General features: G+C 54.0%; 17 protein-coding genes and 1 pseudogene. All 18 read right to left on the reverse strand.

The features are described from left to right. Positions 1-41: 41 nt before the first annotated feature. Positions 42-1640: a type VI secretion system protein TssA gene (gene tssA / locus EKN83_RS00660; RefSeq protein WP_126800135.1), complete on the reverse strand. Its 1599-nt coding sequence runs from the start codon at positions 1638-1640 to the stop codon at positions 42-44. After that, positions 1637-4918 carry an ImcF-related family protein gene (locus EKN83_RS00665; protein WP_126800136.1) on the reverse strand — a complete coding sequence of 1094 codons (3282 nt, stop codon included), beginning with the start codon at positions 4916-4918 and terminating at the stop codon, positions 1637-1639. The genes tssA and EKN83_RS00665 overlap by 4 nt, the downstream gene beginning before the upstream one ends. Before the next feature lie 148 nt (positions 4919-5066). Further along, the gene (locus EKN83_RS00670) at positions 5067-6242 is read right to left on the reverse strand and encodes a hypothetical protein (protein ID WP_126800137.1); all 1176 of its coding nucleotides are present in this window, start codon (positions 6240-6242) and stop codon (positions 5067-5069) included. Positions 6243-6294: 52 nt separating this feature from the next. Next, positions 6295-7197 carry a hypothetical protein gene (locus tag EKN83_RS00675; protein ID WP_126800138.1) on the reverse strand — a complete coding sequence of 301 codons (903 nt, stop codon included), beginning with the start codon at positions 7195-7197 and terminating at the stop codon, positions 6295-6297. Positions 7198-7288: 91 nt separating this feature from the next. Further along, positions 7289-7558, reverse strand: a pseudogene (locus EKN83_RS00680) (ISAs1 family transposase); the annotation flags it as partial. 249 nt (positions 7559-7807) lie between these two features. Beyond that, positions 7808-8140 carry a hypothetical protein gene (locus tag EKN83_RS00685; RefSeq protein WP_126800139.1) on the reverse strand — a complete coding sequence of 111 codons (333 nt, stop codon included), beginning with the start codon at positions 8138-8140 and terminating at the stop codon, positions 7808-7810. Then, entirely contained in the window at positions 8137-8769 is a 633-nt protein-coding gene (locus EKN83_RS00690; protein ID WP_126800140.1) for a putative type VI secretion system effector, read from the reverse strand. The genes EKN83_RS00685 and EKN83_RS00690 overlap by 4 nt, the downstream gene beginning before the upstream one ends. A 294-nt stretch (positions 8770-9063) precedes the next feature. Continuing rightward, a complete protein-coding gene (locus tag EKN83_RS00695; protein ID WP_126800141.1) occupies positions 9064-10020 on the reverse strand; it encodes a putative type VI secretion system effector in 957 nt (318 codons plus the stop codon). Continuing rightward, the gene (locus EKN83_RS00700) at positions 10017-12824 is read right to left on the reverse strand and encodes a T6SS effector BTH_I2691 family protein (protein ID WP_126800142.1); all 2808 of its coding nucleotides are present in this window, start codon (positions 12822-12824) and stop codon (positions 10017-10019) included. The genes EKN83_RS00695 and EKN83_RS00700 overlap by 4 nt, the downstream gene beginning before the upstream one ends. A gap of 40 nt (positions 12825-12864) precedes the next feature. Beyond that, on the reverse strand, positions 12865-13131 hold the full coding sequence (locus EKN83_RS00705; protein ID WP_126800143.1) for a PAAR domain-containing protein: 267 nt from the start codon (positions 13129-13131) through the stop codon (positions 12865-12867). 17 nt (positions 13132-13148) lie between these two features. Then, positions 13149-15521: a type VI secretion system Vgr family protein gene (locus tag EKN83_RS00710; protein ID WP_126800144.1), complete on the reverse strand. Its 2373-nt coding sequence runs from the start codon at positions 15519-15521 to the stop codon at positions 13149-13151. Beyond that, complete coding sequence (gene tssH / locus EKN83_RS00715; protein ID WP_126800145.1) at positions 15518-18166, reverse strand: type VI secretion system ATPase TssH; 2649 nt, start codon at positions 18164-18166, stop codon at positions 15518-15520. The genes EKN83_RS00710 and tssH overlap by 4 nt, the downstream gene beginning before the upstream one ends. Positions 18167-18326: 160 nt before the next feature. Beyond that, on the reverse strand, positions 18327-18818 hold the full coding sequence (hcp, locus tag EKN83_RS00720) for a type VI secretion system effector Hcp (protein WP_023325816.1): 492 nt from the start codon (positions 18816-18818) through the stop codon (positions 18327-18329). 5 nt (positions 18819-18823) lie between these two features. Next, a complete protein-coding gene (locus EKN83_RS00725) occupies positions 18824-20530 on the reverse strand; it encodes an OmpA family protein (RefSeq protein WP_126800146.1) in 1707 nt (568 codons plus the stop codon). Next, positions 20527-21216: a type VI secretion system protein TssL, short form gene (gene tssL, locus EKN83_RS00730; RefSeq protein ID WP_126800147.1), complete on the reverse strand. Its 690-nt coding sequence runs from the start codon at positions 21214-21216 to the stop codon at positions 20527-20529. Before tssL ends, EKN83_RS00725 begins: the two co-directional genes overlap by 4 nt. Further along, a complete protein-coding gene (gene tssK, locus EKN83_RS00735) occupies positions 21213-22553 on the reverse strand; it encodes a type VI secretion system baseplate subunit TssK (RefSeq protein ID WP_032672424.1) in 1341 nt (446 codons plus the stop codon). Before tssK ends, tssL begins: the two co-directional genes overlap by 4 nt. Positions 22554-22570: 17 nt before the next feature. Then, a complete protein-coding gene (tssC, locus tag EKN83_RS00740; RefSeq protein WP_126800148.1) occupies positions 22571-24121 on the reverse strand; it encodes a type VI secretion system contractile sheath large subunit in 1551 nt (516 codons plus the stop codon). 36 nt (positions 24122-24157) lie between these two features. Continuing rightward, positions 24158-24655, reverse strand: a complete 498-nt coding sequence (tssB, locus tag EKN83_RS00745; protein WP_045285074.1) for a type VI secretion system contractile sheath small subunit — start codon at positions 24653-24655, stop codon at positions 24158-24160. Between the last annotated feature and the right edge of the window lie 131 nt (positions 24656-24786).

Below are 24786 nucleotides of genomic sequence, written 5' to 3' on the forward strand. Positions count from 1 at the left end.
AAAACCTGAATAATTGTGTTTTAAAAGCTCGCCATGTGTTATTAGCCACAAAGCACCGCACTGCCTGCCGGATCGAGCGCAATCAGGCCAGCCAGAAGCTGGTCCATCTCCGGCTGAAGTCTGGATTTATCGGTTTCACTGCGGGCGGCTTTCATGCGCAGCAGTCTGAGGCGGCGCGATTTGACCTCAAATAATAGCCCCGGCGTCCAATGCCCGAGGGTGATGGACTGTGCTGTGCCATCAAGCTCACCAAGAAGGTGCAGCGCCAGTTCATTTTTACCCTTCTGCTCGGCCACGCGGGCCATCAGCAGGCGCAGCAACCATTTGTCTTTTGTGGAATCGGCCCCCGGACGCATCTGCAGCCAGTGGAGTGTGGCATCCATACCGTCAGTGTCCGCTTTCTCGAGCGCTTCCGGCTCAAGGGCCAGAATATCGTTTCCCGTTTCACTCATGGCATTGATTGGCTCATCCCGCCAGCCGGACATATCGTCCAGCACGCTCTGGTTTATCCAGTTCAGCGTGACCTCATCGGCAAACGGCGTCCCGTCATTAAAGGCCAGTGTTTCAAGCCCGGTGAGGCGGCTCAGCAGTCCTTTCAGATCGGCGCTGATGATGTCGGCCAGCACGCCCTGCCCTGACTTCACCAGGGCCTGATGGATATACCACTGCAAATCCAGCCAGAGGTGGTTGGCACCACGCGAGAACGTGCTGTCCGCCTGGTCCAGTATCTCCAGCCAGCTCTGCTGCAGGTACAGACGTTTGAGCATGGCCCGCTCGTCTGCCCGCGGCGGTGCGATGCGCGTTTTTCCTTCGGCATCCGGCGCGGGGATCGCTCTCAGCGTGTCATGGCGCAGGCTTTTCATCAGCCGGTGTGCGGCAAGCCAGCCATCGGGCTGTTCACGCAGATACTCCGCCAGGGTCCGGGCCTGAGCCAGTAAATCCTGACCGGACGTAATGCGGCTCAGGACCGTTGCGTCAGGCCCGGTTGTGTGTGCGCCCTGTGACTGCGCCCTGTGACCGGCGTTCTGCGGTACCACGGCATCCACGCCACCGGCTTTCATCAGGCGGGATACCAGCGCGCTGAACAGGGCATTCATATCCGGACGTGACGCTTCCGGCTCTTTCTCCAGGCTGTCACGGATGAGCAGCAGCGCACCGGCCGTGCGCCGTGCATCCTCGCGCACCACCTCCGGCCAGAGTGACAGGCTGTCGAGCACACGGGAGCCTGCGAGCCACTCCAGCGCCGGTTTACGGCTCCGCTCGCGCTGTGGATGAAGCTGAGCGCCATAGCGCTGCAGCAATCCCGCCAGCAGCTCAAGCCCTTCGGCAAAGCCGGTTTCGCCGTCCTGGTGCAGACGCGCCCAGCAGTAACAGGTGGCAATCCGGATATCTTTGGCGGTGGTGGTCAGCAGTTTTTCGGCAAGCGCGCAAATCAGCCCGGTGTCGATGCCGGAAAGTTTATTGACCTCTTCCCGGATACGCTGGAAGTCATCGTCATATCCCGGATCTTCTCCGGCCGGGCAGGTGTCATTTACCGGAGCAAGCCAGGGCAGCCAGTTTTTCATCCATCCCTGCGCCTGTTGCCGCAGCTGAGTTTCGTCTGCCTGACAGGCGGCAATCAGATCCTGTAGCGTGCTCATTCTTCACTCCCGTCCATGTCATTGTTTCCGTCACTGGCCATCAGCGCCTGAGCGGTGGCTGCGCTGTCGACGCTGAATATATGATCCGGCAGCGTGAAGCCACGCAGAGCCAGTAGCGCCAGTGGGCCGCTACCCAGCTGTGAGCGCAACACCCACTGCAGGGTGCGGCCATCAGGCGCAGTGAAATTCATCATCCACTGGCTGCGATCGAGCTGCGCACACTTGCCCTGATCCAGCCAGCGAATAAAGCCCCAGGTCCCGCTGTAATCCCCGAACAGACGTGCACCGGCGCTGACCGTGGTCCAGGTCAGCATGGTTCCCGGCCTGTAAGTCTCTCCCGGCCAGCGGAAGCTCTGCCAGTCGGCCATCTGGTTGAAGTAGTGCAGCTTTTGTCCATCAATGGTCAGTTGCGTCTCCACCACCTGTGGTACAGGACGCGCCTGCAGCTCAAAAGTGATGCCCTGGCTGCCATCGGTAAACAGAATGTCCGAGAGCTGACTCAGTTGGTTAATGGCCCGCAGGAAGGCCGGGTTAAAACTCAGCCCCTGGCTGTTGACCTTATCCGGCACCCACTGGCTGCCCTCTTTGTGCAGCACACCGCTGAGTTCCGTCGTCAGGAAGCGCTCAATGCGTCCGCTGTCCTTACGCACAAATTCAGCCAGCATCGGCAGAGAGGCCTCGCTTTTACTCTCAGTAAACGGGAAGCGCCCGTCAAAGGCGGTGCGCCAGTTCGCCACCACGGAGCGGCTCCATTTGTCATTCAGGCTGGCCGCTGACGGCTGAAGCACGGTCTCCCAGGCCTGGGTCAGCGGCTGCACAAACATCGTGCTACCAAACCCACTCCATTCCTCGCCAAGGCTTGCCGAAATCAGGCTGCCGTACTGCTGGGTATCGGTGAGATCAACACTTTTGCCCTGGAATACGGTCTGTGCCAGAGTCCGCATCATCTCCTGCGGATCAGAGGCACTCGCCACCTGTTGCAGGCGCAGGCGCACGCGGGTGATACGGGTCAGGTACGTCTGCAGGCTCAGTGAATTGTCCGCCGACATGACGTTGCTGCCGTTGTTTTTGCCCAGTAACTGAAGCAGCGGACCGAAGGTGTCATCCAGCGGCCCCTGCGGTCCTGATGCAGACTGGTCAATCACGGGTTTGTCCTGTCCGCCGACCAGGTCTTTAGCCGATTTAATGATGGAATCCGATAGCGCTTCGCGTTGCTGGCCGGTCTGCCCCTGCCAGGCGAGGGTATTGATCAGGGCAATCAGTGGCGACTGCCGGACGTCACTCATCAGCGTCAACTGGTCGGTAACATCCGCAATATTGTTTGCCGGGTTAAGCTGCAGGCTGTTGAGAAAATTCAGCCAACTGCCGGCAAAATCAGTGAAGTAACGTTGCGTAAGACGGGCTTTCAGGGCTTCCGGTGACAGATCCGCCGATACGGCTTTATGGGAATCGCTCAGCACCCAGTCGATTTCATCCCGGCGAGAATTCGCGGCCTTTTCGATAGCCTGCTGAATACCCCCCTCCCATGCCTGGCGGGTAAACATACCCGGTACCACTTCATTAGTGGTAAACAGACGGCGGGCACCAGTACCGCTGGTCATGTCTTCCAGAGACACATCGGCAAAGTTACGACGCACGGATTTGAGCATGTTCTCGTACAGCGTGCTTTCAGCGTTACGCCGACCTATGTGCTGCAACAGTACCTGCCGGCTCTGGCTGACCAACTGGGCATCCGGTGTGATTTTCCACTGTGGCTGCTTAGGCAACTCGGTAATAAAGAAGGCCCACAAATCCGGCGCCAGGCTTTGCCACAGACCGGCTGAGATGCCCATCTGCGTCGGCTGCACGGTTTTCATGGTCTGCGCGTAAAACGCACCGTCGGCTTTATCCGGCCGGGCCATCATCAGCCAGGCTTTCAGCTGGTCATAGCCCGGTTTCGCCAGCTGTGCCCGCTGGTCGCTGCCGGGAGCCGAGTTTGCCAGCGCGCTAAGTTTTTGCACCAGGGCGGCATTTGCCGGGTCACGTATCAGGCGGTTGTTCGCCACACCATACCAGGGCAGCATTGCGTCGAGCAGTTGCTGGTTATGGTCAAGCCCGAAGCGCTGATACCATGGCGTGCCCTCCTCAGCATTATGCAGCAGGCGACCAGCGTCGTTTCGTAGGTTATGCAAGGCTGTTAGCTGGTAATCAGAAACGGAAGGATGTTCAACCAGTGCCCGCACTCTGTAGGCAATGGAAGAGATCTGCCCGTAGTTCATCGCAAAAGAGAGCAACTGACCAGCCCCCCAGAGCCCCATAACCGCCATGATGCTCCATGCCAGCGTGCGCTCCCAGGCCATGCCAACACGGCGACCACGTACACGCATGCAATCTTCAATAACCCCAATCCAGGTTGCTGGCAAAGTCAGCGCATGTTTGTGTAATGGCTGCGCATGCTCGTGATCCGCATGCTTTTCAGTCTCATCACTGAAAAATTCAGGCTTATTTACCTGGCTGAACATCAGCCCCCGCAGTGGAACACGTTGCTGAGAACTGTACAGCCATGGCGTCAGACGAGCTGCCCATAACTTGCTTCCCCCTTGCTCAAGCTGCCGGGCAAGACGCAACAGAAAATCGTATTGACGCTTTTCGGCAATCTGCGAGAGCCCTTGTTCCCGTAGTTGCGGCAATAGCTTTCTGAGTTGCGTTTCCACTGTGTGTGGCATCGCCCGCAACGGCAGAGTGATACCAACCGACTGCGGATCACGCCCTACCTGAGACCACTCGCTACCACACAGACGCCACAACCAGACAGGCGCAGAATAACGCAGCACTTCGCTGATTTTCTCCAGCCCACGTAAATCGTTATCGCTCACCTGCGCTGTAAGATTCTCCTCTTCGCTAACCACACGAACAATTCCGTCCAGCGGGCGGCCACGTCGCAATTCGCGCAGTGCTGAGTATTTTTCAACATCAACTTCCGGGGATAAGTTCCCACCGTAAATCAATACCGTACGGTCACCTTCTTGCCACTGACTGCTTTGCAGGCCAGGAACCAGTTGTTCGATGGCTGCCTCTTCACCGGTAATTAACAGCAGACGGACTTTGCTTTGCCACAAGAAGCCATAGCGTCGGCGTAAATGAGCTTTTACAGGATCCTTTTTACTGAACTTTTTATATGTATTACGAAAATTGGCTGTGACGGACTTCCCTCCCTTACCAGGCTTAAAGCGAGACTCTTTTTGATAGAACCACACACCGAAGTTCATCAACATCAGGAAGACGGAAAATAAAAACATGCATAAGAACCAAAGGCTCACTTTTTCTTTAGCGGATACCCACCCAAAGATGTCCCCATAGTAGTAACATCCTATAACAGTCACCACACCAAAGATTATAAGACAGGAAACAAGGCCAATGACCCTCCATTTTGCTGGGGTGCTCAATTTAATGCTCCTTGCTATTATCAAACGGTTTAATGACATTAAAAACATAGTCATCACCAACTTTGGCGATTATTAAAATCGGCTCATTATTTTTTTCTGAAATGAAAAACGCCAGAACAAACACCAACCAAAAATGGGCGTCATCTAACTTACCCAGCATCAAATTTAAATGATTTATCTCATAACCCCATTCAGTATTCACAGATAAAGATGAGAAGCTTAATATTTCCGAAACATTTAAAGCATCCTCTTTACTCATATTGCTAAAAAGTATTTTTGTTGTTTTGAGTACATCTGACTGGTAGGTCATCATGTGGATGAACTCTTGCCTGGTTAGATTTTTATTGCATGCCATCGTTCGCAATGCCACACCATTATTGTCTTTTTCTAGCAACTGCTCTTGATGAGTCACCAACAGAATTGATGCGAACTCTGTTGTGCCAGGGGAATACCCCCCAACACCTTCAATGTTTATAGATAAGATTATTGACGCCCGACCCGCTGCAATATCAGATAACGTATCAAATTCCTTCTCCAGGGTTTTATCCCAATGATAATAATCGCCTAAACAATTATCATTAAAACCGATTGCATTCCAACATTCTTTAAATATTGAGAAAGTAATATAAGTACTACTATAGGTAAATACAACATCAAATACACATGACTCACTCAGCCGAAACAACCTTGCTCTGACAGACGCCAATAACTCATATATCAATTGTTCTTCAGTATATGCAGAATTATTATGATCACGTAGTTTTAATTGCTGATCATTATATATTTCATAAAAATCAGACAATGCTATATCGGTTTGTGATATGACAGAAGGAAGAAACAACTTATAAGCAGACACATGAAATTTTTGACTCGCCCATTCAGCCCAGCCTTTTCTGGTCAGTGCTGCTTCGCGCTCTCTCGCTTCGAATACCGACAAACATAAACCATAGTAATAGATTCTAACGGGAACAATTATAGTAAAGGCAAGCAACCCAAAAAGAAACAGCAGACTAAATAATTTTAATAGTTCACTCGCTTCAGCAGTAGCGATAAATTTAGATCCTCCCCAACATAACACCAGAGCCAACAAAATACTTAAGAAAGAAAAAAACCATCTACTCCATCTAATTCCAGTGACATTTTCGCCTGGAGGAATCATTTTCACAGGCCAATTCATATCGTTCTCCATCATTGTTAATGGCTCACTTACCTTTGGTTAAAAACACTTTTTAACATGCCTGACTTTCAATTCTGGTTCTAATATCGGAGTATGAATGGAGGTGCGCACCACAATTATCTACATACTTACTAAATACCCCACCCTGATAAAACAGTCGCTGTGCATTCAAAACATCAAGTCCAAACTTAATAACATCATTTTCGGATGGAGAAAACTTTGAATAATAATATCCCAGTGCAGGGCGCAATAAATTTACCATCTCGCACTCACAGAGTTTATGGACAACATCCATTTTTCGATATGCGCGCAAAATTTTATTGATAACTAAAATACGACTTATTTCTGAAAAATTTAATTCTGTTAACCCGAGCGAGTAGTTCAATTTTTTCTTGCATTCACCATCACCATTCACTACCTGAACCATTCCGTCCCCATCGATATATGACCATGCATTAATATTGCGTAATAATTGTTGCTTTTGCCATTTATCCAGAATATGCATCAACAGACTAAATACTGACGGGTCGAAATAGCGAAGCAATATATCACCAACTGATTGAATCGGCTGTACGACTGACAAAGCGATCTGTTCAGCAAGCTGTTCCCCTGTTAAATCCGTCGAAATCCACGCACAGACGCTACGCCCTTCCCCCGAATCAAGCTTCTCGACTTTCAACTCATTCAATGAATGGTAAATACTATTATTAAACAACTGGCCATCTTTTTCACTTAACGTACTAAGAGGAAAAAGATAAAGTGGTAAAGCGCCTTGAAGTTCTCTCTGGTGGAATTTAACAGGATAAGATTTATAATCTCTAAGGATATCGGACAAAAAAGCTTCTGATTGATACTGTTCTAAAGATGCATCTATCAGTAGAAAGCAATGCCCATTTTTGCTAAAAGCAGCATTGTTGATTTTTTCATTTATATCGTAAAAAGATTCACTATCCATAATCAAACCTATCAGACCAACATTAAAGGATATATTACAATTTATTAGCGCCCATGGCATTCAAACAAAACATCACTATACCAGGGCTAGATTACGGAACCCCGCACCCCGCAAGAACTGTAGCCAGATACCCTCTGTCCATCGCCGCTTTTCTCATCTTGCGCCGCAGTCCCGCCTTGAACACCATTTCTTACCGAAGAATATTCACTGCAATATGTCTTATCCCTGAGAATAATTCGGCGGCATTCCCTCTTCTTATTCGGCAATCATCTTCATTCAGTGCTGTATCCAGACACCAATGCAAACGGTTTTCGATCGCCCAATGTTCCCTGATCGATCTTGCAAATTTCTCCACCGTTAATTAGCTTACTTTTTTAAACAAAAAATGCGAATTTATTAGTACAAAAAATGTACTTTTGATGATCTTGCCCTGATGGCTTCCCGGGTCACTAAAATCACAAGAACTCAGCCAAAAAAATAACTGGCTGCCAGTTTTTCAGAAATTCATTTTGCAACAGAGACATGACTAATGGCGTTCATTTATTTAACCACCGTAAATTCGCACTCGGCATTACAATAACGAGAGGCATCACAACAGTAATTTATTTAGCTAGTAGTAAAACCAGTTTTCATCTGAATAAATAAATTTCCCACTGGGACAGGCTGGTTTGCTTTTATCACCCGGCTCATGCCAACTTTCATTATCTTTTAATTGTTGCTCACGTTTTTTTGTTATTTTACTGAGATTGACTGTTGCGATGCGTTTCATCCCCAGCAACTGAAATATCTCTTCAGCCAGCTTGCAACAGGTGGGAGCACAGGCTTTGTAAGCAAAGAATGCAATTAACCCTGAGAGTCCCCCGGCTCCCAACAATACCATAACATACAACCAAAAATATGTGGTGACAAATGACACAAGCCCCTCCCAGGTACCATCAATCACTTCACTAAGGATCCCCGAAAAAAGTACCATAAAAAAAGAATCCCCGTGAGAATAAACATATTTTTTATCCGCCAGAGCATATGCGCAATATGCCCCATATCACATTTCGGACATATCGAAATTATACGCTCTTCCGGTAACGCTATGGCATAGACCTCATAATGGTCATGCTGCCACCCGGCAATCATGTCCACGTTATCTCCCGCTTTAAGTCGGGTTACCCCGACCCAGCCACGAAACGTTCTGCCATTAATCATCCCTTGCACATATTCCGCCGGATCATTTGAAGATTCGCTTTCAGCCATCATTACAGCCCCGGCCCCAGGGCTCCCTGCAACAATCGCTGCTGCCGCCACCGCACCTCGCTGCCCGTCAGCTATCTCCGGCACAGAGTGGGTCCGGTAGGCATCTGCATCAAAATACTCACTGAATTTCTCATAGCGAAAAGACTCCAGTTGTCCTGATATTTTCTCCAGAGGTCCATAAGGCGGCAATACCGGCGGAGGGGGAAGTTCACGCGTCCACGGCCTGTCGTTCATCACCTCAATTTCCTGTTTTGTACGCAGGTCTGCTAATTTCTCTGGCTTAACAAAGCGGGAGCATATCTGATGCTGCGCTTCTGAATTCATGAGATATCCTTTATTGCTGCTTCCAGCGCTTTATTCTGGTCTGCCACACTGCGGTGAATGGTGCTGTGCCAGATACACATTTCTTACACCATATCTGAAGCTCGTCGTCTGAAATCCAGGTCACAACCACCTGCAACAAAGTTATCGCCACCATGGCTTCCCGGGTCAGTAAAATCGCCAGTGCTCTGACTCCAAAAATATATTTCCACTATTTGTTTTTTCATACATTAATTCCACACCAGAAACATGCCATTACTAAAAATACTGGTTGCAGTAGCCTTTTCCACTGTTCATTCAGTAGTAAAACCAGCTCTCAGATGAATAAATAAATTCAGAGCTGGGGCAGGAAATTTTATTTTCATCATCCGGATCATGCCACTCTCCTTTATTTTTCAGTTGTTGCTCACGCTCTTTTGTTATTTTATTGAGATTGACTGTTGCAACATTTTTCATCCCCAGCAACTGAAATATCTCTTCAGCCAACTTACAACAATTTTTTGCATAAGCTTTATATGCAAAATAGGCGATCAATCCAGAAACAACTAATGACATAGCGAATAGTACATACAGCGAATCCTGGTATGCCCCCCAGTAACCGGAAAGCTTTCTATCATTTAAAACATCATGAAGCATAAACATAAACATGCAAATAAACATTATTATCGCGACAAGAATAAACATATTTTTAATGCGACAAAGCATATGCGCAATATGCCCCATATCACATTTCGGACACACAGACACTATTCGCTCTTCCGGTAACGCAATGGCATAGACCTCGTAATGGTCATGCTGCCACTCGGCAATCATGTCCACGTTATCTCCAGCCTGAAGCCGGGTTACCCCGACCCAGCCACGAAACGGTCTGCCATTAATCATCCCCTGCACATATTCCGCCGAATTATTCGAAGATTCGCTTTCCGCCATCATTACAGCCCCGAGCCCGGGGCTCCCTGCAACAATCGCTGCAGCGGCGGCAGCTCCTCGCTGCCCGTCAGTTATCTCCGGCACAGAGTGGCTCCGGTAGGCATCTGCATCAAAATACTCCCTGAATCTTTCATAGCGAAAAGACTCCAGTTTCCCTGAGATTTTCTCCAGAGGACCATAAGGCGGCAATACCGGCGGAGGAGGTAATTCACGCGTCCACGGCCTGCCGTTCATCACCTCAATTTCCTGCTTTGTACGCAGGTCTGCTAATTTCTCTGGTTCAACAAACCGGGAGCATATCTGATGCTGCGCTTCTGAATTCATGAAATATCCTTAATTGCCGCTTCCAGGGATTTATTCTGGTCTGCCACACTGCGGTTGAATGGTGCTGTGCCAAATACGCATTTCTTACACCATATCTGAAGCTCATCGTCTGAAATCCAGGTCACAACCACCTGCAACAAAGTTATCACCACCATGGCTTCCCAGGTCAGTAAAATCGCCAGAACTCTGACTCCAAAATATCTTTTTACGAGTTTTTCAGAAATGTATTCCGCACCAGATGCCATTTTGGCGGCTAATTCCTTTTTGCCTATATCTTTTACGACTGGACTCATTACTTCCAGTAGAAGACCGACCGATTTTGTGACAACCAGAACATCAACAATTGTTTTTACCCCCAAAACACCGACTAGGAAAAAACGATTGTTTTCTATTTCAGCCTTGACAGCGAGAACATCCGCATACACCGAAATCAAAGACGCAACCCCACCCGCTGCCGCCCCAACTCCCTTGACCCAGGACACCGTCAACTCACGGGTTTCCAGCCCTTTTTCTATTGCCGGTAAAATAACCGACGTCCCCTGGCTCACCGTCGCCAGACCGCTGGCCAGCAGGCTCGCCAGCGGCTTCTTCTCATCCCTGACCTGTCCGCACAGGTAGATAAAATCCATCGCGTTCAGCACCAGCAACAGGCTGTTTATCCGTGCAAGCCTGTATTCACCCCTGCCCTTTTCTGATGCAAAGTGCTCTTCCAGCCTGCTGTTCATCCTCTGTTTATTCGCGGTGACTTCATTCCGGCTCGCCATAAAGCGTCCGCTGCGGCGGATACCTTCCAGCACCGTCTGGCGTAACGCCGGAGCATCCCGGAGGTACTCATCCACTAACGCGTGAACCGTCTCTGACGGTATCCCCGCTCTTATCATAAATATCAGCCTGAACGCCGTGGTCGCCAGCTTCTCGCCTGCCTTATCCACCCGCAGAATACGGCTTACCCTGTCTCCCACCGTAACGATAAACGCATCCGTGTTGAAGAGCTGTACTTCCAGTTTGCTGGCATTTTCCTGCAGCCCCTTCACCACCGTGGACAACGATTTCTGGTAGTACCCCTCCAGCTTTTTCAGGTTGCCGGCCTGCTGCATCAGGGCAGCCGTCATGGCGGTCGCCGTCAGCGGAGTCACGTCTTCATCTTTTTTCGCTTTCACCGTCGCCAGATACGGCTCCAGCTCACTGATTAACTGCGGGTTATTGCCCGCCACATGCCGCCACAGCAGGTTCTCACGGTTTTTAGCGCTGTACGCCTTCCACCAGCCGTCTATCTTTGCCGCCCCTGCCGGACAGCTGTTAATCCCGTGCATCGCCATCCCCACCGCTGACTGGTAGAACACCCCTGCCCGCTGCGCCTCACAGTGGAAATCATCCAGCGTTGCCAGCAGCAGCGGCGCACTGAGCCAGTTCACCACGCTGACGATACGCTTCAGGAAGACAGCGTTAACCGTGTCAACCAGGCTCGTGTAGCAGGTATCAAAGTTCGCCTGTCGGGCTGTGTTGAGCATTTTCTGATAGGGCGCCCAGCTTTCGGCCCGCACGCCACTGAAGTCCTGCGAGGGTTCAGGCAGATTTAACGCCAGCTCCTCATCGACCTGCGCCTGTATCGCGGCAACCCGGCGCTGGTGAGCAGCCAGCGGCTCGGGTGGGCTCATCAGCACGCTCTCCGGGTATGATGCCGTCACGTTCTGCGTATGCCAGCGCCTGACTAAGCTGTCATCTGCCCTGATTTGGGCCAGCACATCAGGCTTATCCTTATACCTTTTCTCCAGCGCCTGCAGACGGGCATCCAGATATTCGTCTGTCAGCAACGGGCTGTCTATTCTCCGTCTCCGCATCCCATTCTCAAGAGACTCGGCATTGCCTTCCAGCAGCATTCTGACGGCGTCGAGGTTTGTTTTGGTGGCGAACTCAAGCTCACGCTCCTGCAGAAACTGCGCCTGACGCCCCAGCACATCCTGGCTCCATCCGTTCAGCTCATGGACAATCCCCACCGGATCCCAGAGTGGAAGCAGCAGCGGCGTCATCCCCTCGCTTCGGTTTTGCATGGCCGTGACCGTCGCGGCTGCCCTGCCGCTGCGGTTTTTTGCCCACGGATACAGGCTGGACTGCATTTTCACCACATCGTGACTGACCTGCCAGGGGTCATCCACCGTTGGATCCCAGAGTGACGTTGCCCGGCTGACATTTACCACTTTCACATCATCCGGACCGGGCAGCAGACCCGAAACAGAAGGCGCCTGATAGTCCAGCACCTGATTCAGGCTTGCTGCGGTGACATCGGTCCCTGTTTTTGTGCGCAGAGCCCCCGACACTGAAGGCATCACTTTCTGCATTCTCGCAATGCGAACCTCCGGCCTGGTGCGATACCGGTCGAGCGTCTCCTGCTCCCACGGATACTGGCTGAACGCAAACCACACATTGCCGCACTTATGCGGGGACTCAATGCTCATAAACTCGACGTTCTGCGCAATATGTTCGCCCGTTTCGCACAGCGCCTTATCCACCGGGGCAGGGTTAGACGCCACCTGCTGCAGCCACAGTGAGCCGTCCGGCGCGACGCTGTAGCACTGCCAGTAATTAGTGCCCTGCTTTCCTTTTTCATAGAAAACGTACAGGTAACCCTGACGAAGCGCACGGAGGGTGTATTTTTCATTATTGGCGAGCTTTACCCCGGTGATGCGCGGATCATTCGCCCATCCCGGTAAAGCGGTATGAATATTTTCCGGCACAACGGCATAGCGCACGGGCAGTACCGTCAGGCCTTTGGTTGTGCATAATCCCTGGCATGCCATATTCATGTCCTTTTCTAATTAAGCCTGCAGATAAAAAATTGCTTATTCAGCTGGTGAAAAAATTAGAGCCTGCGATCACCTTATGGCTGGAGCACTGACAAAGCACACGGTCCTGATCCTGTACCAGAAGCATGCCATTACTGATGATACCCACAGCAGTGGCCTGGATGGGGAATGTTCCTTTACAGATACTACAAATGGCCTTATCATTATTTTGTGCCACCTGCCTTCCCTCACTGAAATAATTTGCAGTCGCAGAAATTATTTTCCCATTGCTCGTCCTGTCTCCCAGGACAGCTAATTTCACAGCCATCTTTTACTCCTCGAACATTAGCTAAGCATCACCACAGCTCCTTGCTGTTGGGCAGCAGAAATGACTCCGGGTTTGCAGCCAGAAGGTAGCACAAGCGTTGAATTTAACGTCGCCGCAGGTTGCTGTTGAACCGCAATGCATTTCAAAGTGACGTTTTTCCCAGTACCAACTTCAACCCCCGCATCACTTAACCGTATAAATGACCCACCACAAACCAAAAAGATTTCTTTTTTAGCTGAAATAACAACACTGTTGTCTGAACTGGCGATGGAAAGCTTTTCCTTAGCAAATAAATTCAGCGCATCTGACTGCGCCTGAATATCTACTTTGCCCTCCGACGCATACATTTTTATTCCCAGTTTATGTGCGAACAGGCTCAGAATATCGCCCACCGCGAGAGTAAATCTTTTGGCAATGCTAATATCTGCATTTTGGCCAGCAGTAACAATTAGATTTTCCCCCGCCGAGACTTGTAAGCTCGCAGGGGTGACCTGCGCAATTCCTGAAGGGGCAGACAGAAGTAACGCCTGTTGCTTTAGATCATTAAGCGTTTGATTCATTAATGATGTTTGTTTCTCAAGATCGGCCAATTCCGCCTGAGCTGCTTGAGCAGCATGACGTAATCCAGAAGTCACCTCTCTGGCAGCGTCAAGCTCTTTGAGCGCAGCTTGCATTTCGCGCTGTAATCCCTGCGCCTTCGCCTGCCCGTCAGCACTGATAAATATCCCTTTCTGCGCCCGGATGGCGCCCCAGCTGTCGGTCCTGAGTTCAAACCCCTCGCCGCGCTGCTGTTTCTCGCTGTCGACCAGATGCCCGAGATTTAGCTGGCTCTTGCCGCCGTACTCCGTGCTGACCTTGATATGCTCTTTCCCGCGCTCGTCATCGAGGCGGATTTTGTTGTTCGCCGGCGTGCGCAGAACGTTGCGTTTGTAGTTGCGGATGGTTACGGGGTCGTCGTGCGCCGAATCGTGCAGCACGCCGGCAATGTACGGCCGGTCCGGGTTGCCGTCCTCAAAGCCAATCGCCACTTCGGTGCCCGCCAGCAGCGGCAGGTGCAGGCCCCAGGTATCCCCTGCGTACGGGCGGGACTGGCGCACCCACAGGCTCTCGAACCCGGTTTCCCAGCTATCGCGGTCAAACAGCATGTTGACGCGGTAACGGCCGTCCTTATCGATATGCCCGTAGGTGTCATTTTCAGTGGTACTGGTGACGCGGGCCGGTAAGGTGCCGGCCATCACGGGACGGCTGCCGGGTTCCGGGCGGAAACCAAAATCGGTGTTATCCGGAATGCCGTCAACATCAACCGTAAAGTCCTTATCACGGCGCGCATGCGTGCGCATCGCCGTGATGACCACACCCTGCGCAAACACCTCCGCCACTTCATACCCGCCGGTGACTTTCAGCCGCATCCCCGGAGAGAGCGTCGGACAGCTGGTGACGGCCCGGGTCTGCGTCTGGCCATTGAGGTAGCGCTCATGACGAATGCGGGCATAAAACGCCCCGGACTCCGGCGCCGGATTGCGGTCGTGAGAATTCCCCGCGGTCAGGTAGTTATCTCCCCAGTGGTAAGCCTCCCCACAGGTGGTGGCATCCCCGCGGGTCGCATCGACAAGGGTATTCATGTCTTCCGTGGCCTGGCGGTAGTTGTAGTCCCGGGTGCTGACCTGCTTCTGCACCACGTTATGATGGCTCTGCATCTCCCACACCGAGTCCACCCCCTTTGAGTGCTGCCCTGACGGCGGCACCGACGGCAGCGTCAGACCTTTCTCATACCCCTGCTGGCTGTCGTAAAACTCCACCACGTCGATGTTCAGCCGCGTGTCGGTGGTAAAGCGGAACCAGATACCGACCTCGCCCAGCAGGCGGGTAATAAAGTGCAGGTCGTTCTCACCGTACTGCATCACCTGCTCACGGCGCGGGTACGCTTTACTCAGCGAGAACAGAAAATCCTGGCCGCGCATGCCGTGGCGCTCGTGCAGGATTTTTTCCACGATTTGCGGGACAGACATGTCCTGGTAAATGGCGTTCTGGTGCGAACGGTCGAGCAGCGCCAGACGTGGCCTGAGCGTCAGGGCGTAATGCGTTTCATCTTTTGACGTGCCCAGGCGCTCAAAACCGGTCACCACGCCCTGAATCACCCGCACCGGCTGCTGCGCTTTGATGCCGTAACCCTGGTCAACCGGGGCCTGCAGCGTCAGCGAGCCGGGTTTCATCAGCATCATCTCCCTGCTGATGGCGTGGTTACCGCTGGTGAACTCAATACGGTAGCGGAACGGTGTGCTCAGGGCTTCATCGCCTTCAAACGCCAGCACATCGGACTCTGCGTCACAGCCCTTCACCACGAGCAGGTGGTGGTTATGGCTGTATCTTAACGGAGGATTATTACTCATGCGTCCGCGCCCTCCTGAACGTCAAATTCCAGGCCAATGCCCTCTTCTTCGCTCCAGCACAGGTGTAACGACCGTGGTTTTTGTCTTTCGGCCATACGGGTCAGCAACTGCTGGCTCAGCACCGGCAGAATTTGTTGAATGAGCAGGCTGTCGACGTTGCGCGCACCGGTATCCGGCAGCAGGCAGGCCGCCGTCAGCGCGTTATACAGGCTCTCATCAATCTGCGTGATCAGGCCGTAGTGACGGTACAGACGCTGGCTGACCTGCCCGAGCTTCATTTCCACGATGGTGCGCATGGCGGCCTCGCTGAGCGGCCGGTAAATCACCGTCTGGAAGCGGGCCAGCAGCGCAGGCTGGAAGTGGTCGCGCAGCAGCGGGCGTAGCCGTCCATGCAGGTCGGATTCGATCGCCTCCGGCTGTTCGTCCAGCAGCTGCATGATGAGGTCGCTGCCGAGGTTCGAGGTCATCAGGATGACCGTATTACGGAAGTCGATTTCCCGGCCTTCACCGTCGCGCATAAACCCGCGATCAAAGACCTGGTAGAACAGGTTCATCACGTCCCGGTGCGCCTTCTCTACTTCATCGAGCAGGACTACGCTGTACGGGCGTTTGCGCACCGCTTCGGTGAGGATGCCGCCCTGACCGTAACCGACATATCCCGGTGGTGAGCCCTTCAACTGGGATACGGTGTGCGGCTCCTGGTACTCGGAGAGGTTAATAGTAATCAGAGATTTCTCGCCGCCAAACAGTTCGTCCGCCAGGGCCAACGCTGTTTCGGTCTTACCGGTGCCGCTCGGTCCGGTCAGCAGGAACACGCCCTGCGGACCGTTCTCCGGCGCCAGACCCGTTTTACTGGCGCGCAGACGCTGCGCAATGGCATTCAGGGCCGCGTCCTGGCCCACCACACGCCTGCCCAGGCTCGCTTCGAGACTCAGCAGTTCCGCCTGCTCATCCTTCATCAGCGAAGAAAGCGGTACGCCTGTCCAGTCAGCAATCACCGTGGCAACGGTGCGGACGTCCACATCCAGGCCCAGCAGCGGGGTGTGTTGCTGAACAGCCGTGAGCTGCTTCTGCAAATCCGTCGTTTCTGCCTGGCGGGAGATATCTGTGCGGCAGGTAAGAAGCGCTTCCGTCAGCTTCAGCTCCTGGCCGTACTGAGTTTCCAGCTGGTCAAGCTGCAGGATAATACGGACTTCGTCCTGTTCGATGGCGGCAAGGCGTTCGCCGTGGTTGCTTTTGCCCAAGGCGGCATCTTCCAGCAGCGCCTGCTTCTCCATATCCAGGGCAGTGAGCTGCGCCTTCAGGCGGGTCAGTGGCTCCGGTACCGTATCAAGACTCATGCGAATGCGGGCGGAGGCGGTGTCCAGCAGGTCCACCGCCTTATCCGGCAGCTGGCGGCCGGTCAGGTAGCGGCGGGAGAGCGTGACGGCGGCGCGCACCGCATCGTCACTAATGTGCACCCCATGGTGCTCAGCGTAGCGGGATTTCAGGCCACGCAGCATCAGACACGCCGTGTCGTCGTCCGGCTCGTCCACTTTGACCATCTGGAAGCGGCGCTCCAGCGCGGCGTCGCGCTCGAAGTACTGCTTGTACTCGCTCCAGGTGGTGGCGGCGATGGTGCGCAGTTCCCCGCGGGCCAGCGCCGGTTTCAGCAGGTTGGCCGCATCGGCCCCGCCCGCCTGGTTACCCGCGCCAATGATGGTGTGGGCCTCGTCAATAAACAGCAGCACCGGCAGCGGGGACTGCTGTACCGCCTCAATAATGTTCTTCAGTCGCTGTTCGAATTCGCCCTTCACGCCCGCCCCCGCCTGCAGCAGGCCGAGGTCGAGGGTGCGCACGGAGACGGGTTTCAGCGCGTCCGGGACGTTACCCTCCGCAATGCGCAGCGCCAGCCCTTCCACAAGTGCCGTCTTGCCGACTCCCGGCTCGCCGACCAGAATCGGGTTGTTCTTGCGGCGGCGCGACAGGATATCAACCATCTGACGGATTTCATTGTCACGACCAAACACCGGGTCGATTTTACCCTCGCGGGCGCGGGCGGTGACATCGAGGGTGAATTTATCCAGGGCGTTCTGCAGCGCCGGATTCAGCCCGCCCTCTTCCGGTTCTGCACCGGCAGGACGGCCGACAAACTCCACGTCCCCGACACTGGCCAGTTCCGCCTCCTGCTGCACGTCCGGGCGTTCGTCGGACTGCGCGTCCAGTAACGGACGCAGGCGCTCCAGCTGACTCCGGCCCAGCGTCAGCAGCGGCCACAGACCGTCGCAGCGGACCAGACTCTGTTTTTCAACCAGCGCCATCAGCAGGTGAACACTGCGGATCTGTTCTTCACCACTGAGCGAGGCAATCATCCAGGCGTCCTGCATCAGCGTCCGGATGTTCCCGGAGAGTTGCGGTCGCTGGCGTACCGAGCGAGGTTGTTTGTCCAGCCAGCCGAGCAACTCCTGCCACAGGCTGTTCATGTCCCACTCATAACGCCGGGCCAGCACCGTCAGGTCACCCTCGCCCTGCTCCAGCAGTTTAAGCAGCCAGTGTTCAGGCAGGATTTCCGCGTGGGCGCGGGTCTGGCACAGGGAGGCTGCGCCTTCCATCGCGCGGGCGCAGTAAGGGTTCAGACGACGTAACAGGATGGCTGGATTTTCCATGAGATTCTCTCTTTGTCGGTTCCTGGACACGCTACCGCCCCTCGCTGTTCACCAAAGCGCATAAGGTCAGGCAGGCAGAATGTGTTTTTCTTTGCTGAGCGCCTGCGTCTCAGGCGCTCAGCAAAAAACTGCGGACAGGAAAGCCCTGCCCGCATCAGGATTACGCGGTGGCGCGTTCGTTCCAGGAGTCGGAATGAATGATGTTGCCGTCCTTGTAGGTCCAGGTGATTTTTTCGTAGCGCAGCTCCACGCGCTCAAGATGGTTGTGTTTCTCTTTGGAAGGATCCTTGATGTCGTACATTTCAGGATTCACTTTCACCACTTTCACGTTCTCAAGTTTGGTGTTGAAGTACTCCACTTCCTGACCCGCGTCGTTGATTTTGTACCACTTGAATTCAGCAGACTTAAGGGTCTGACCGGTGGTCACCGCCTTGTACAGATACGGGCTGGAGGAGTCGATTTCCTTGGTGAACAGGAACGGCGTGTGGATACGCGTGCCGGTCAGCTTGCCGGTGTTGTTATCGGTCGGGATGTACAGGTTGTGCTCCTGTGCCACCACCTCGATACTGCCTTCGCGATCCTGAACGTCCACAGACCCTTTAATGTCCGCGCCGCCGTCGTCTTTCAGCCAAAGATAAACAGGAATTGCCATGTTAATTACTCCGTTTTATTTTCTGGGACGCCATCATCTTGCGATGGCGCCGGGTTTTTGCCGGGTATCTGACAGGCACTGGCCTGCGGTACCAGACTGATTTCGACACGGCGGTTAAGGGCACGCCCTTGTGCCGTGTCGTTAGAGGCGACAGGACGGCTTTCGCCATAGCCCTGCACCGCAAAACAGCTTTCCGGCACGTCGCCGGTATCACGCATCCAGTTGCGCACGGACTCCGCACGCTTCAGCGACAGCGCCTGGTTGGCCTGTTCATCGCCGGTACTGTCGGTATGCCCCGCCACCACAATCAGCCAGCCTGGTTTCGCTTTGATGCCCACCAGGGAGTTCACCAGCAGCTTCGTCGAGCCAGGTTTAAGGTCGTATCTGCCGGTATCGAACAGCGACATGCTGTCGAGGCGCACAATTTTCGGTACCGGTTTCGGCTGCAGTTTCGGGGCCGGTGGAGGGGGAACATACGAGCGGATCGCATCCAGCACCGGCATGCGCAGATCCCTCCCCTGATACAGACCGAGGCTCATCCGGACCGGTACGCCATTGCGGGCCAGACCATCCAGCTCTGCCGCATCGTCACGAAGGGCAGCAACGGCATCAGCTTTTGCTCCGAAATCATCCATCGAAATACGGTCATAACGGGCGATATCGAAACTCACACGTTGCAGCAGTTGGCGATTGTTCCAGCCACTGCTGAGCAGCGCGGCAATGGCTGCCAGCGTGAGGATCCCGTGCGCATACCGCCAGGTTCGCCCACGCGGCGTCAGGCCGCGCCCTTCCGGCAGAAGCGGCAGGATAAAATCCGGGAAAAGGGAAACAACCGTGCTGTCCGTTCCCACTGGCTGCCAGCCGGTCACCTGCTGCATCGCCGTGTGACGGGAAAGCCACACCGTCCAGGCCGAAGTGGCCAGACTTCCGGCCAGGATCGGCCCCATTCCCCATAGAACCGTGGCAGGTGTGATGACCGGAATATCGGGATTGGTATCCATAAAGGCCCTCTGGACGTGCTGACGGAACCAGTTCATCAGACTGTTCATCAGCACCTGCTGCTGCATCGCTGGCGTTCCGCCTGCGGTGACCCATGCAGCGACCGCCCCCGGAGCAGAAGATGCCTGCCAGACCTTCACCCCTTCCCCCTGAATGGCGGCCAGCCAGAGCATGTCATTCGTCATTGCGCTGCCAACCTGACCATTCAGAACCAGGGGCACAGAATGACCGGTTGCTTTACGCAACTGGCTGATTTGCCAGCGCAGCGCCAGCAGACGACTGGTGAGGGCTTCGCTGTCAGGGTGTTGCTGCGGACAGACACTGACCATCACCGACAGTTGACGTCCCCAGTCGGGACGCAGCCACAGTACCTGACGGGCTACCTGCTCCAGACTCTGATGTTCCTCCACGCGGATCCAGCATCCCTGCGCGACAGTGAGCACCGGTGACTGCGGCATACATCCCAGCGGCAGATCGCCACAGACCAGCACCACGGGCTGACGGTAAGTGGCTTCCGGGAGGTCATCCAGACGCAGGATGAGATCATGCCGAACACGACGGCTGGCGACAGTGCAGAGCGTCAGAATAAGCCCCAGAATCGCCAGCAGAACGAGCACAGAAACCAGTCGGGTGACTGGCAGAAAACCCAGGCAGACCACGGCACTCAGCAGGGCGGCCCACAGCGCCAGCCCGCGCTGTTGTACAGGACTCATTTCACGGCCCCCGGCAACAGGGTCAGGAGCATCTGATCCAGCCAGTGATCCAGTCCCCACCAGAGTGCGGTTACCATCACCACGCTCAGGCCAATACGTACTGGCAATGATGCCAGGCAGGCGCCCATTCCCCGCCCGGCACGGCTTTCCGCCAGTACAGAATGGGTCTGTGGATAACTGAACGGCGTAGCATGCTCACTGAGTGCACTGAGGAGTTTCTGGCGTTCCGGATCGTTCAGGGAGCGGAAACTGCCGAGAAATCCCAGCATCATAACTCGCTGGAAGCAGGTCACGACTGCAGGATCAGGAGCCGGTTCTCGCAGCACATCGCGCATTCGATCGCACAACGTGTCACCGGCATCCATGGTGCCGAGGAAGTACCCCTGCAGGGGGATGTCATACCACTGCACACAGGCGTCATCTTCCACACCGCGACCTTTGACCGCTTCGTCAAGCAGCGCACACTGTGCAGTGAGAATATGCCGGCAGCTGGCTTCATCGAGTTCGCTCGCTTTCAGCTCGTGCTGCACGCGCTCCACATCGGCAATGCATCGCTCCCACAGCATACGCCCCTCACCCTCCTGAAAGACCGGACCGTGACGCAGGCTGATGACCTGCAGCCAGGTGTCCTGCAACAGGGCATCAATATCAATGGACGCGGCAGCGCCGCGTTTAGGCTCACTCATGTTCTCAGTACCGCAAAGAGTTCAAGTTCAGGCTCACCGAGCATCCCCGGGACGTAAAACATACAGGTGCCACCCTGAAGCATTTCAGTCGTCAGAGGATGGGAGACATCAAGGCTGAAGTACTGGTTTTCCAGGCGCAGTGGAATGGCGGCTGGCACATGACGCAGCGGCGTCAGCGGTACGCCCACCCGCGATGAATTGACGATACTTCTGACATGATCGGGACTGCCAACTTTGCACTGGCGCGGGAACTGCTCCTGCAACTGGGCAACCGACATCGGTGAACGCACGGAAAGGTAATAATCCGCCCCTTCACGCAGACGTGGGTCATGCAGACGAGCCTGCCAGAAGTGCAGCCGGGCATCGTGCTCAAGCTCAATGGCCACCACCCGAGACGGCAGACTGGCTTCCAGCAGATCGCCCAGTAAGTCAAACAGCGGAGGAAAGACATTATTCAACTGCTCATGCTGCCAGACCGGGATCGCACTCACCTGATGCTCCAGTGAGAAGGTCAGCAGGCTACCCGCCAGACGTGCCAGCTCAGGATACAGGCGTTCAGGTGGGCTTTGCGGATGACGCTGAAACTGTCCCAACACGGGCTCAGCACTGTTCAGGGCATTAAGCAGCCAGAACAGAGACACATCTGCCACGGCAAAATCGGCCATTCGCTCATTACTTTCCCGGCGCATCGCCATCAGACGGCCCAGGCGTATGCGTAGCTGGCTCATTAGTTGTTCGAGCTGGGTTACCAGCCAGCGGCTGCCCTGGATAGCCAGAAGCGGAGGGAGAAACGATTCATCGAGTCCCCACACTCCCTGCGAATCCTGCAGCAGGCGCGCGACCGGACACGTCAGATAATCACTGTTGCTCTGATGAGCGAAACGCAAAGTCAGCTCCGGGCGCATCACCGCAATCTGACGGGTGTCATCCCCAAAGATATTGCGAACATCCTGCCAGCGCTGGCGATAGCGAACAGGACGCCCGGCTACTTCATCGGGTTTAAGGCAGTTACCGCCATTCGCCCGCAGCAGCGGAAGTGCCAGAACCACCACTGCCTCCTGTGACTCACTTTCAAGCGCCAGCACCGGTGGTAAATCGTCAGCATTATCCGTGTCGATAAGCGTCCCGTCGGGGAAACGGACGTGCAGATGGCGGGCCTGCAGGCGGCCCAGTTTCAGGGGCTCCGGCTCGAAAGTGGCCTCAATTATCCCCCAGGGATGACTGAGGCCTAACCGGGCAATACATTCCGCAGTCCAGGCCGCATACGCGGCCTGTTGCTGGAAGTGCTGGGGTGAGACCATCTGGCCCCGGCCCCATAACGGTTGTTCCGTCTTCATTGGCTTCCTGCCTTTACTTATGCTTTAGCCTTCGGCATACGGGAAACCAGCGACAGGTTGACATCCATCCCTTCTACCTGGAAGTGCGGCACGGCGTACAGCTTCACGCGGAAGAAGCCCGGATTGTCTTCGATGTCTTCCACCACCACTTTCGCGTCACGCAGCGGGTGAGAGGCCTGCAGCTCGTCTCCTGGATCGGTCATTTCGGTGACCAGAGTGCGCACCCAGGTGTTGAGCTCCAGCTCCAGCAGGCGACGGTCTTTGGTGGTCCCGATGTTTTCGCGCTGGATAAGCTTCAGGTAGTGGGCGATACGCGACAGCAGGAAGATGTACGGCAGGCGCGCGTTGATACGGCTGTTGGCGGTCGCATCAGCGGTGTCGTACAGCGCGGGCTTCTGGGTCGAGTTCGCCGAGAAGAAGCACGCGTAGTCACGGTTCTTGTAGTACGACAGCGGGATAAAGCCGAGATTCGCGAACTCAAACTCGCGGGTTTCCGGGATCATCACCTCAGACGGGATTTTCACCTGATTGCCGGTGCCGAGATCGTACAGGTGGATCGGCAGATCCTGAACCGCACCACCCGCCTGCGGGCCACGAATTTGCACGCACCAGCCGTTGTTAATGAAGCTCTTCACCATGTTGGCCGCAAAGGCGAACGAGGCGTTGGTCCACAGGTATTTGTCGTGGTCCGGGCCTTTGACCTGCTCAACGTAGTTGAAGCTGCGTACCGGGACGGTGTCAGGTCCGTATGGCAGGCGCCCCAGCACGCGCGGCATCACCAGGCCAAGATAGCGGGAGTCATCCGTTTCGCGGAAGCTTTTCCATTTGATGTACTCGGCGCGGTCAAAGTAGTTGCCGATGTCTTTGATGGCCGCCACTTCTTCCATTGAGGACTTCATAAAGAACGCCGGACCCGCGGAGCCAATAAACGGCATGTGGGCAGCCGCAGACACTTTTGAAATATTACGCATCAGCGCCACGTCCTGCGCAGACGCATCAAACTCATACGCGGAAATCACCGCAGCAATCGGTTCGCCGCCGGGCGTGTCGTACTCCATCGTGTACGTCTGACGGTACAGGCCACTCTGGATAATTTCCGGCGAGTCCTCGAAATCCTGACGCAGTTCGTCTTTGGAAAGATCCAGAATCTCGATTTTAACGTTCTGACGAAAATCAGTCTTATCCACCAGCGACTTCAGTCCGCGCCATACGGATTCAACTTTCTGGAACTCATCGCTGTGCATCACTTCATCAAGCTGGCGGCTAATCTGGAAATCCAGTTCCGCGATGTGGTGATCCAGTAATGTCTTATCGAGTTTCTCGACTTTCTGGCCGGACTTCTGCAGGCACTGCATAAAGACCTGGACGGCTGCCGTAACGCGCGCATCAGCGGACGTTTCCGCCATTACGGTATTGTCTTCAAAACCATTCAGGTCACCAATTTCAGCAACCGGTGTTAAATTAATTTTGTTGAACAGGGACGCATAAACGCCATTCTGCGGCAGCGTCTTTTCAATTGTCGCGCCGCCTGTCTGACTCTGGGATTCATTATTGACTGACATAAGCATTTTACTCGTTATTATTCCGTTAACAGGTTCCGGTAGTTAATCCTGGGCCGGGGCAAGCGCGTTCAGTTCGCGGCGCAGTTCATCAGTGAGCGCCGGGTCCTTTAAAATAGTTTCCAGTTCTTTCCTGAAAGTGACGTTATCCAGAAGATTGGATTTCAAATCCCGCAGTAAATTACGCATGGCGAGCATTGCACGAAGCTGTGGAATTTGGCGTGCCACCGCTTCTGGCTCAAAATCTTTCATATTCTGAAAAGCCAGCTTCACGTTTTCTTCAGAGCCATCGTTCGCCAGGGTATTTTTAACGGCGATATTCACTTCGGGATGAAGATCAGCGAGAACGCTGTTGAAGTTATTTTTATTGATGTTGATTTTTTCGCGTTCTGAAAGGGTCCCTTCCGCCCTGCCATTGCTGTAATCGCCGACACTCAGCAGCTTCAGCGGCAGCTCAACTTTCTTCCGGGCACCACCCGTGACCAAATCCAGTTTTATATTTACGCGTGCGCGGGGTATCTCGTTCTGAAATGATTCAGACATGGTTATTTATCTCCTGAATAAATTAATCCCTTGCAGGGTTGAATATCGCCACATAAATGCAGGGGTGTTTTATTTTAACCAGTAACTTTCGTTGAGACAAAACGGCTAATATAAAAATTAATTTCAGTACA

Source organism: Enterobacter sp. WCHEn090032, assembly GCF_003986875.1.
In the GTDB taxonomy this organism is placed as follows: Bacteria; Pseudomonadota; Gammaproteobacteria; order Enterobacterales; family Enterobacteriaceae; genus Enterobacter; species Enterobacter sichuanensis.

Bases quoted from the DNA above. Each gene is read 5' to 3' on its own strand.
- tssA (WP_126800135.1), bottom strand. From the start codon at position 1,640: ATGAGCACGCTACAGGATCTGATTGCCGCCTGTCAGGCAGACGAAACT.
- EKN83_RS00665 (WP_126800136.1), bottom strand. From the start codon at position 4,918: ATGTTTTTATTTTCCGTCTTCCTGATGTTGATGAACTTCGGTGTGTGG.
- EKN83_RS00670 (WP_126800137.1), bottom strand. From the start codon at position 6,242: ATGAATTGGCCTGTGAAAATGATTCCTCCAGGCGAAAATGTCACTGGA.
- EKN83_RS00675 (WP_126800138.1), bottom strand. From the start codon at position 7,197: ATGGATAGTGAATCTTTTTACGATATAAATGAAAAAATCAACAATGCT.
- EKN83_RS00690 (WP_126800140.1), bottom strand. From the start codon at position 8,769: ATGAATTCAGAAGCGCAGCATCAGATATGCTCCCGCTTTGTTAAGCCA.
- EKN83_RS00695 (WP_126800141.1), bottom strand. From the start codon at position 10,020: ATGAATTCAGAAGCGCAGCATCAGATATGCTCCCGGTTTGTTGAACCA.
- EKN83_RS00700 (WP_126800142.1), bottom strand. From the start codon at position 12,824: ATGAATATGGCATGCCAGGGATTATGCACAACCAAAGGCCTGACGGTA.
- EKN83_RS00705 (WP_126800143.1), bottom strand. From the start codon at position 13,131: ATGGCTGTGAAATTAGCTGTCCTGGGAGACAGGACGAGCAATGGGAAA.
- EKN83_RS00710 (WP_126800144.1), bottom strand. From the start codon at position 15,521: ATGAGTAATAATCCTCCGTTAAGATACAGCCATAACCACCACCTGCTC.
- tssH (WP_126800145.1), bottom strand. From the start codon at position 18,166: ATGGAAAATCCAGCCATCCTGTTACGTCGTCTGAACCCTTACTGCGCC.
- hcp (WP_023325816.1), bottom strand. From the start codon at position 18,818: ATGGCAATTCCTGTTTATCTTTGGCTGAAAGACGACGGCGGCGCGGAC.
- EKN83_RS00725 (WP_126800146.1), bottom strand. From the start codon at position 20,530: ATGAGTCCTGTACAACAGCGCGGGCTGGCGCTGTGGGCCGCCCTGCTG.
- tssL (WP_126800147.1), bottom strand. From the start codon at position 21,216: ATGAGTGAGCCTAAACGCGGCGCTGCCGCGTCCATTGATATTGATGCC.
- tssK (WP_032672424.1), bottom strand. From the start codon at position 22,553: ATGAAGACGGAACAACCGTTATGGGGCCGGGGCCAGATGGTCTCACCC.
- tssC (WP_126800148.1), bottom strand. From the start codon at position 24,121: ATGCTTATGTCAGTCAATAATGAATCCCAGAGTCAGACAGGCGGCGCG.
- tssB (WP_045285074.1), bottom strand. From the start codon at position 24,655: ATGTCTGAATCATTTCAGAACGAGATACCCCGCGCACGCGTAAATATA.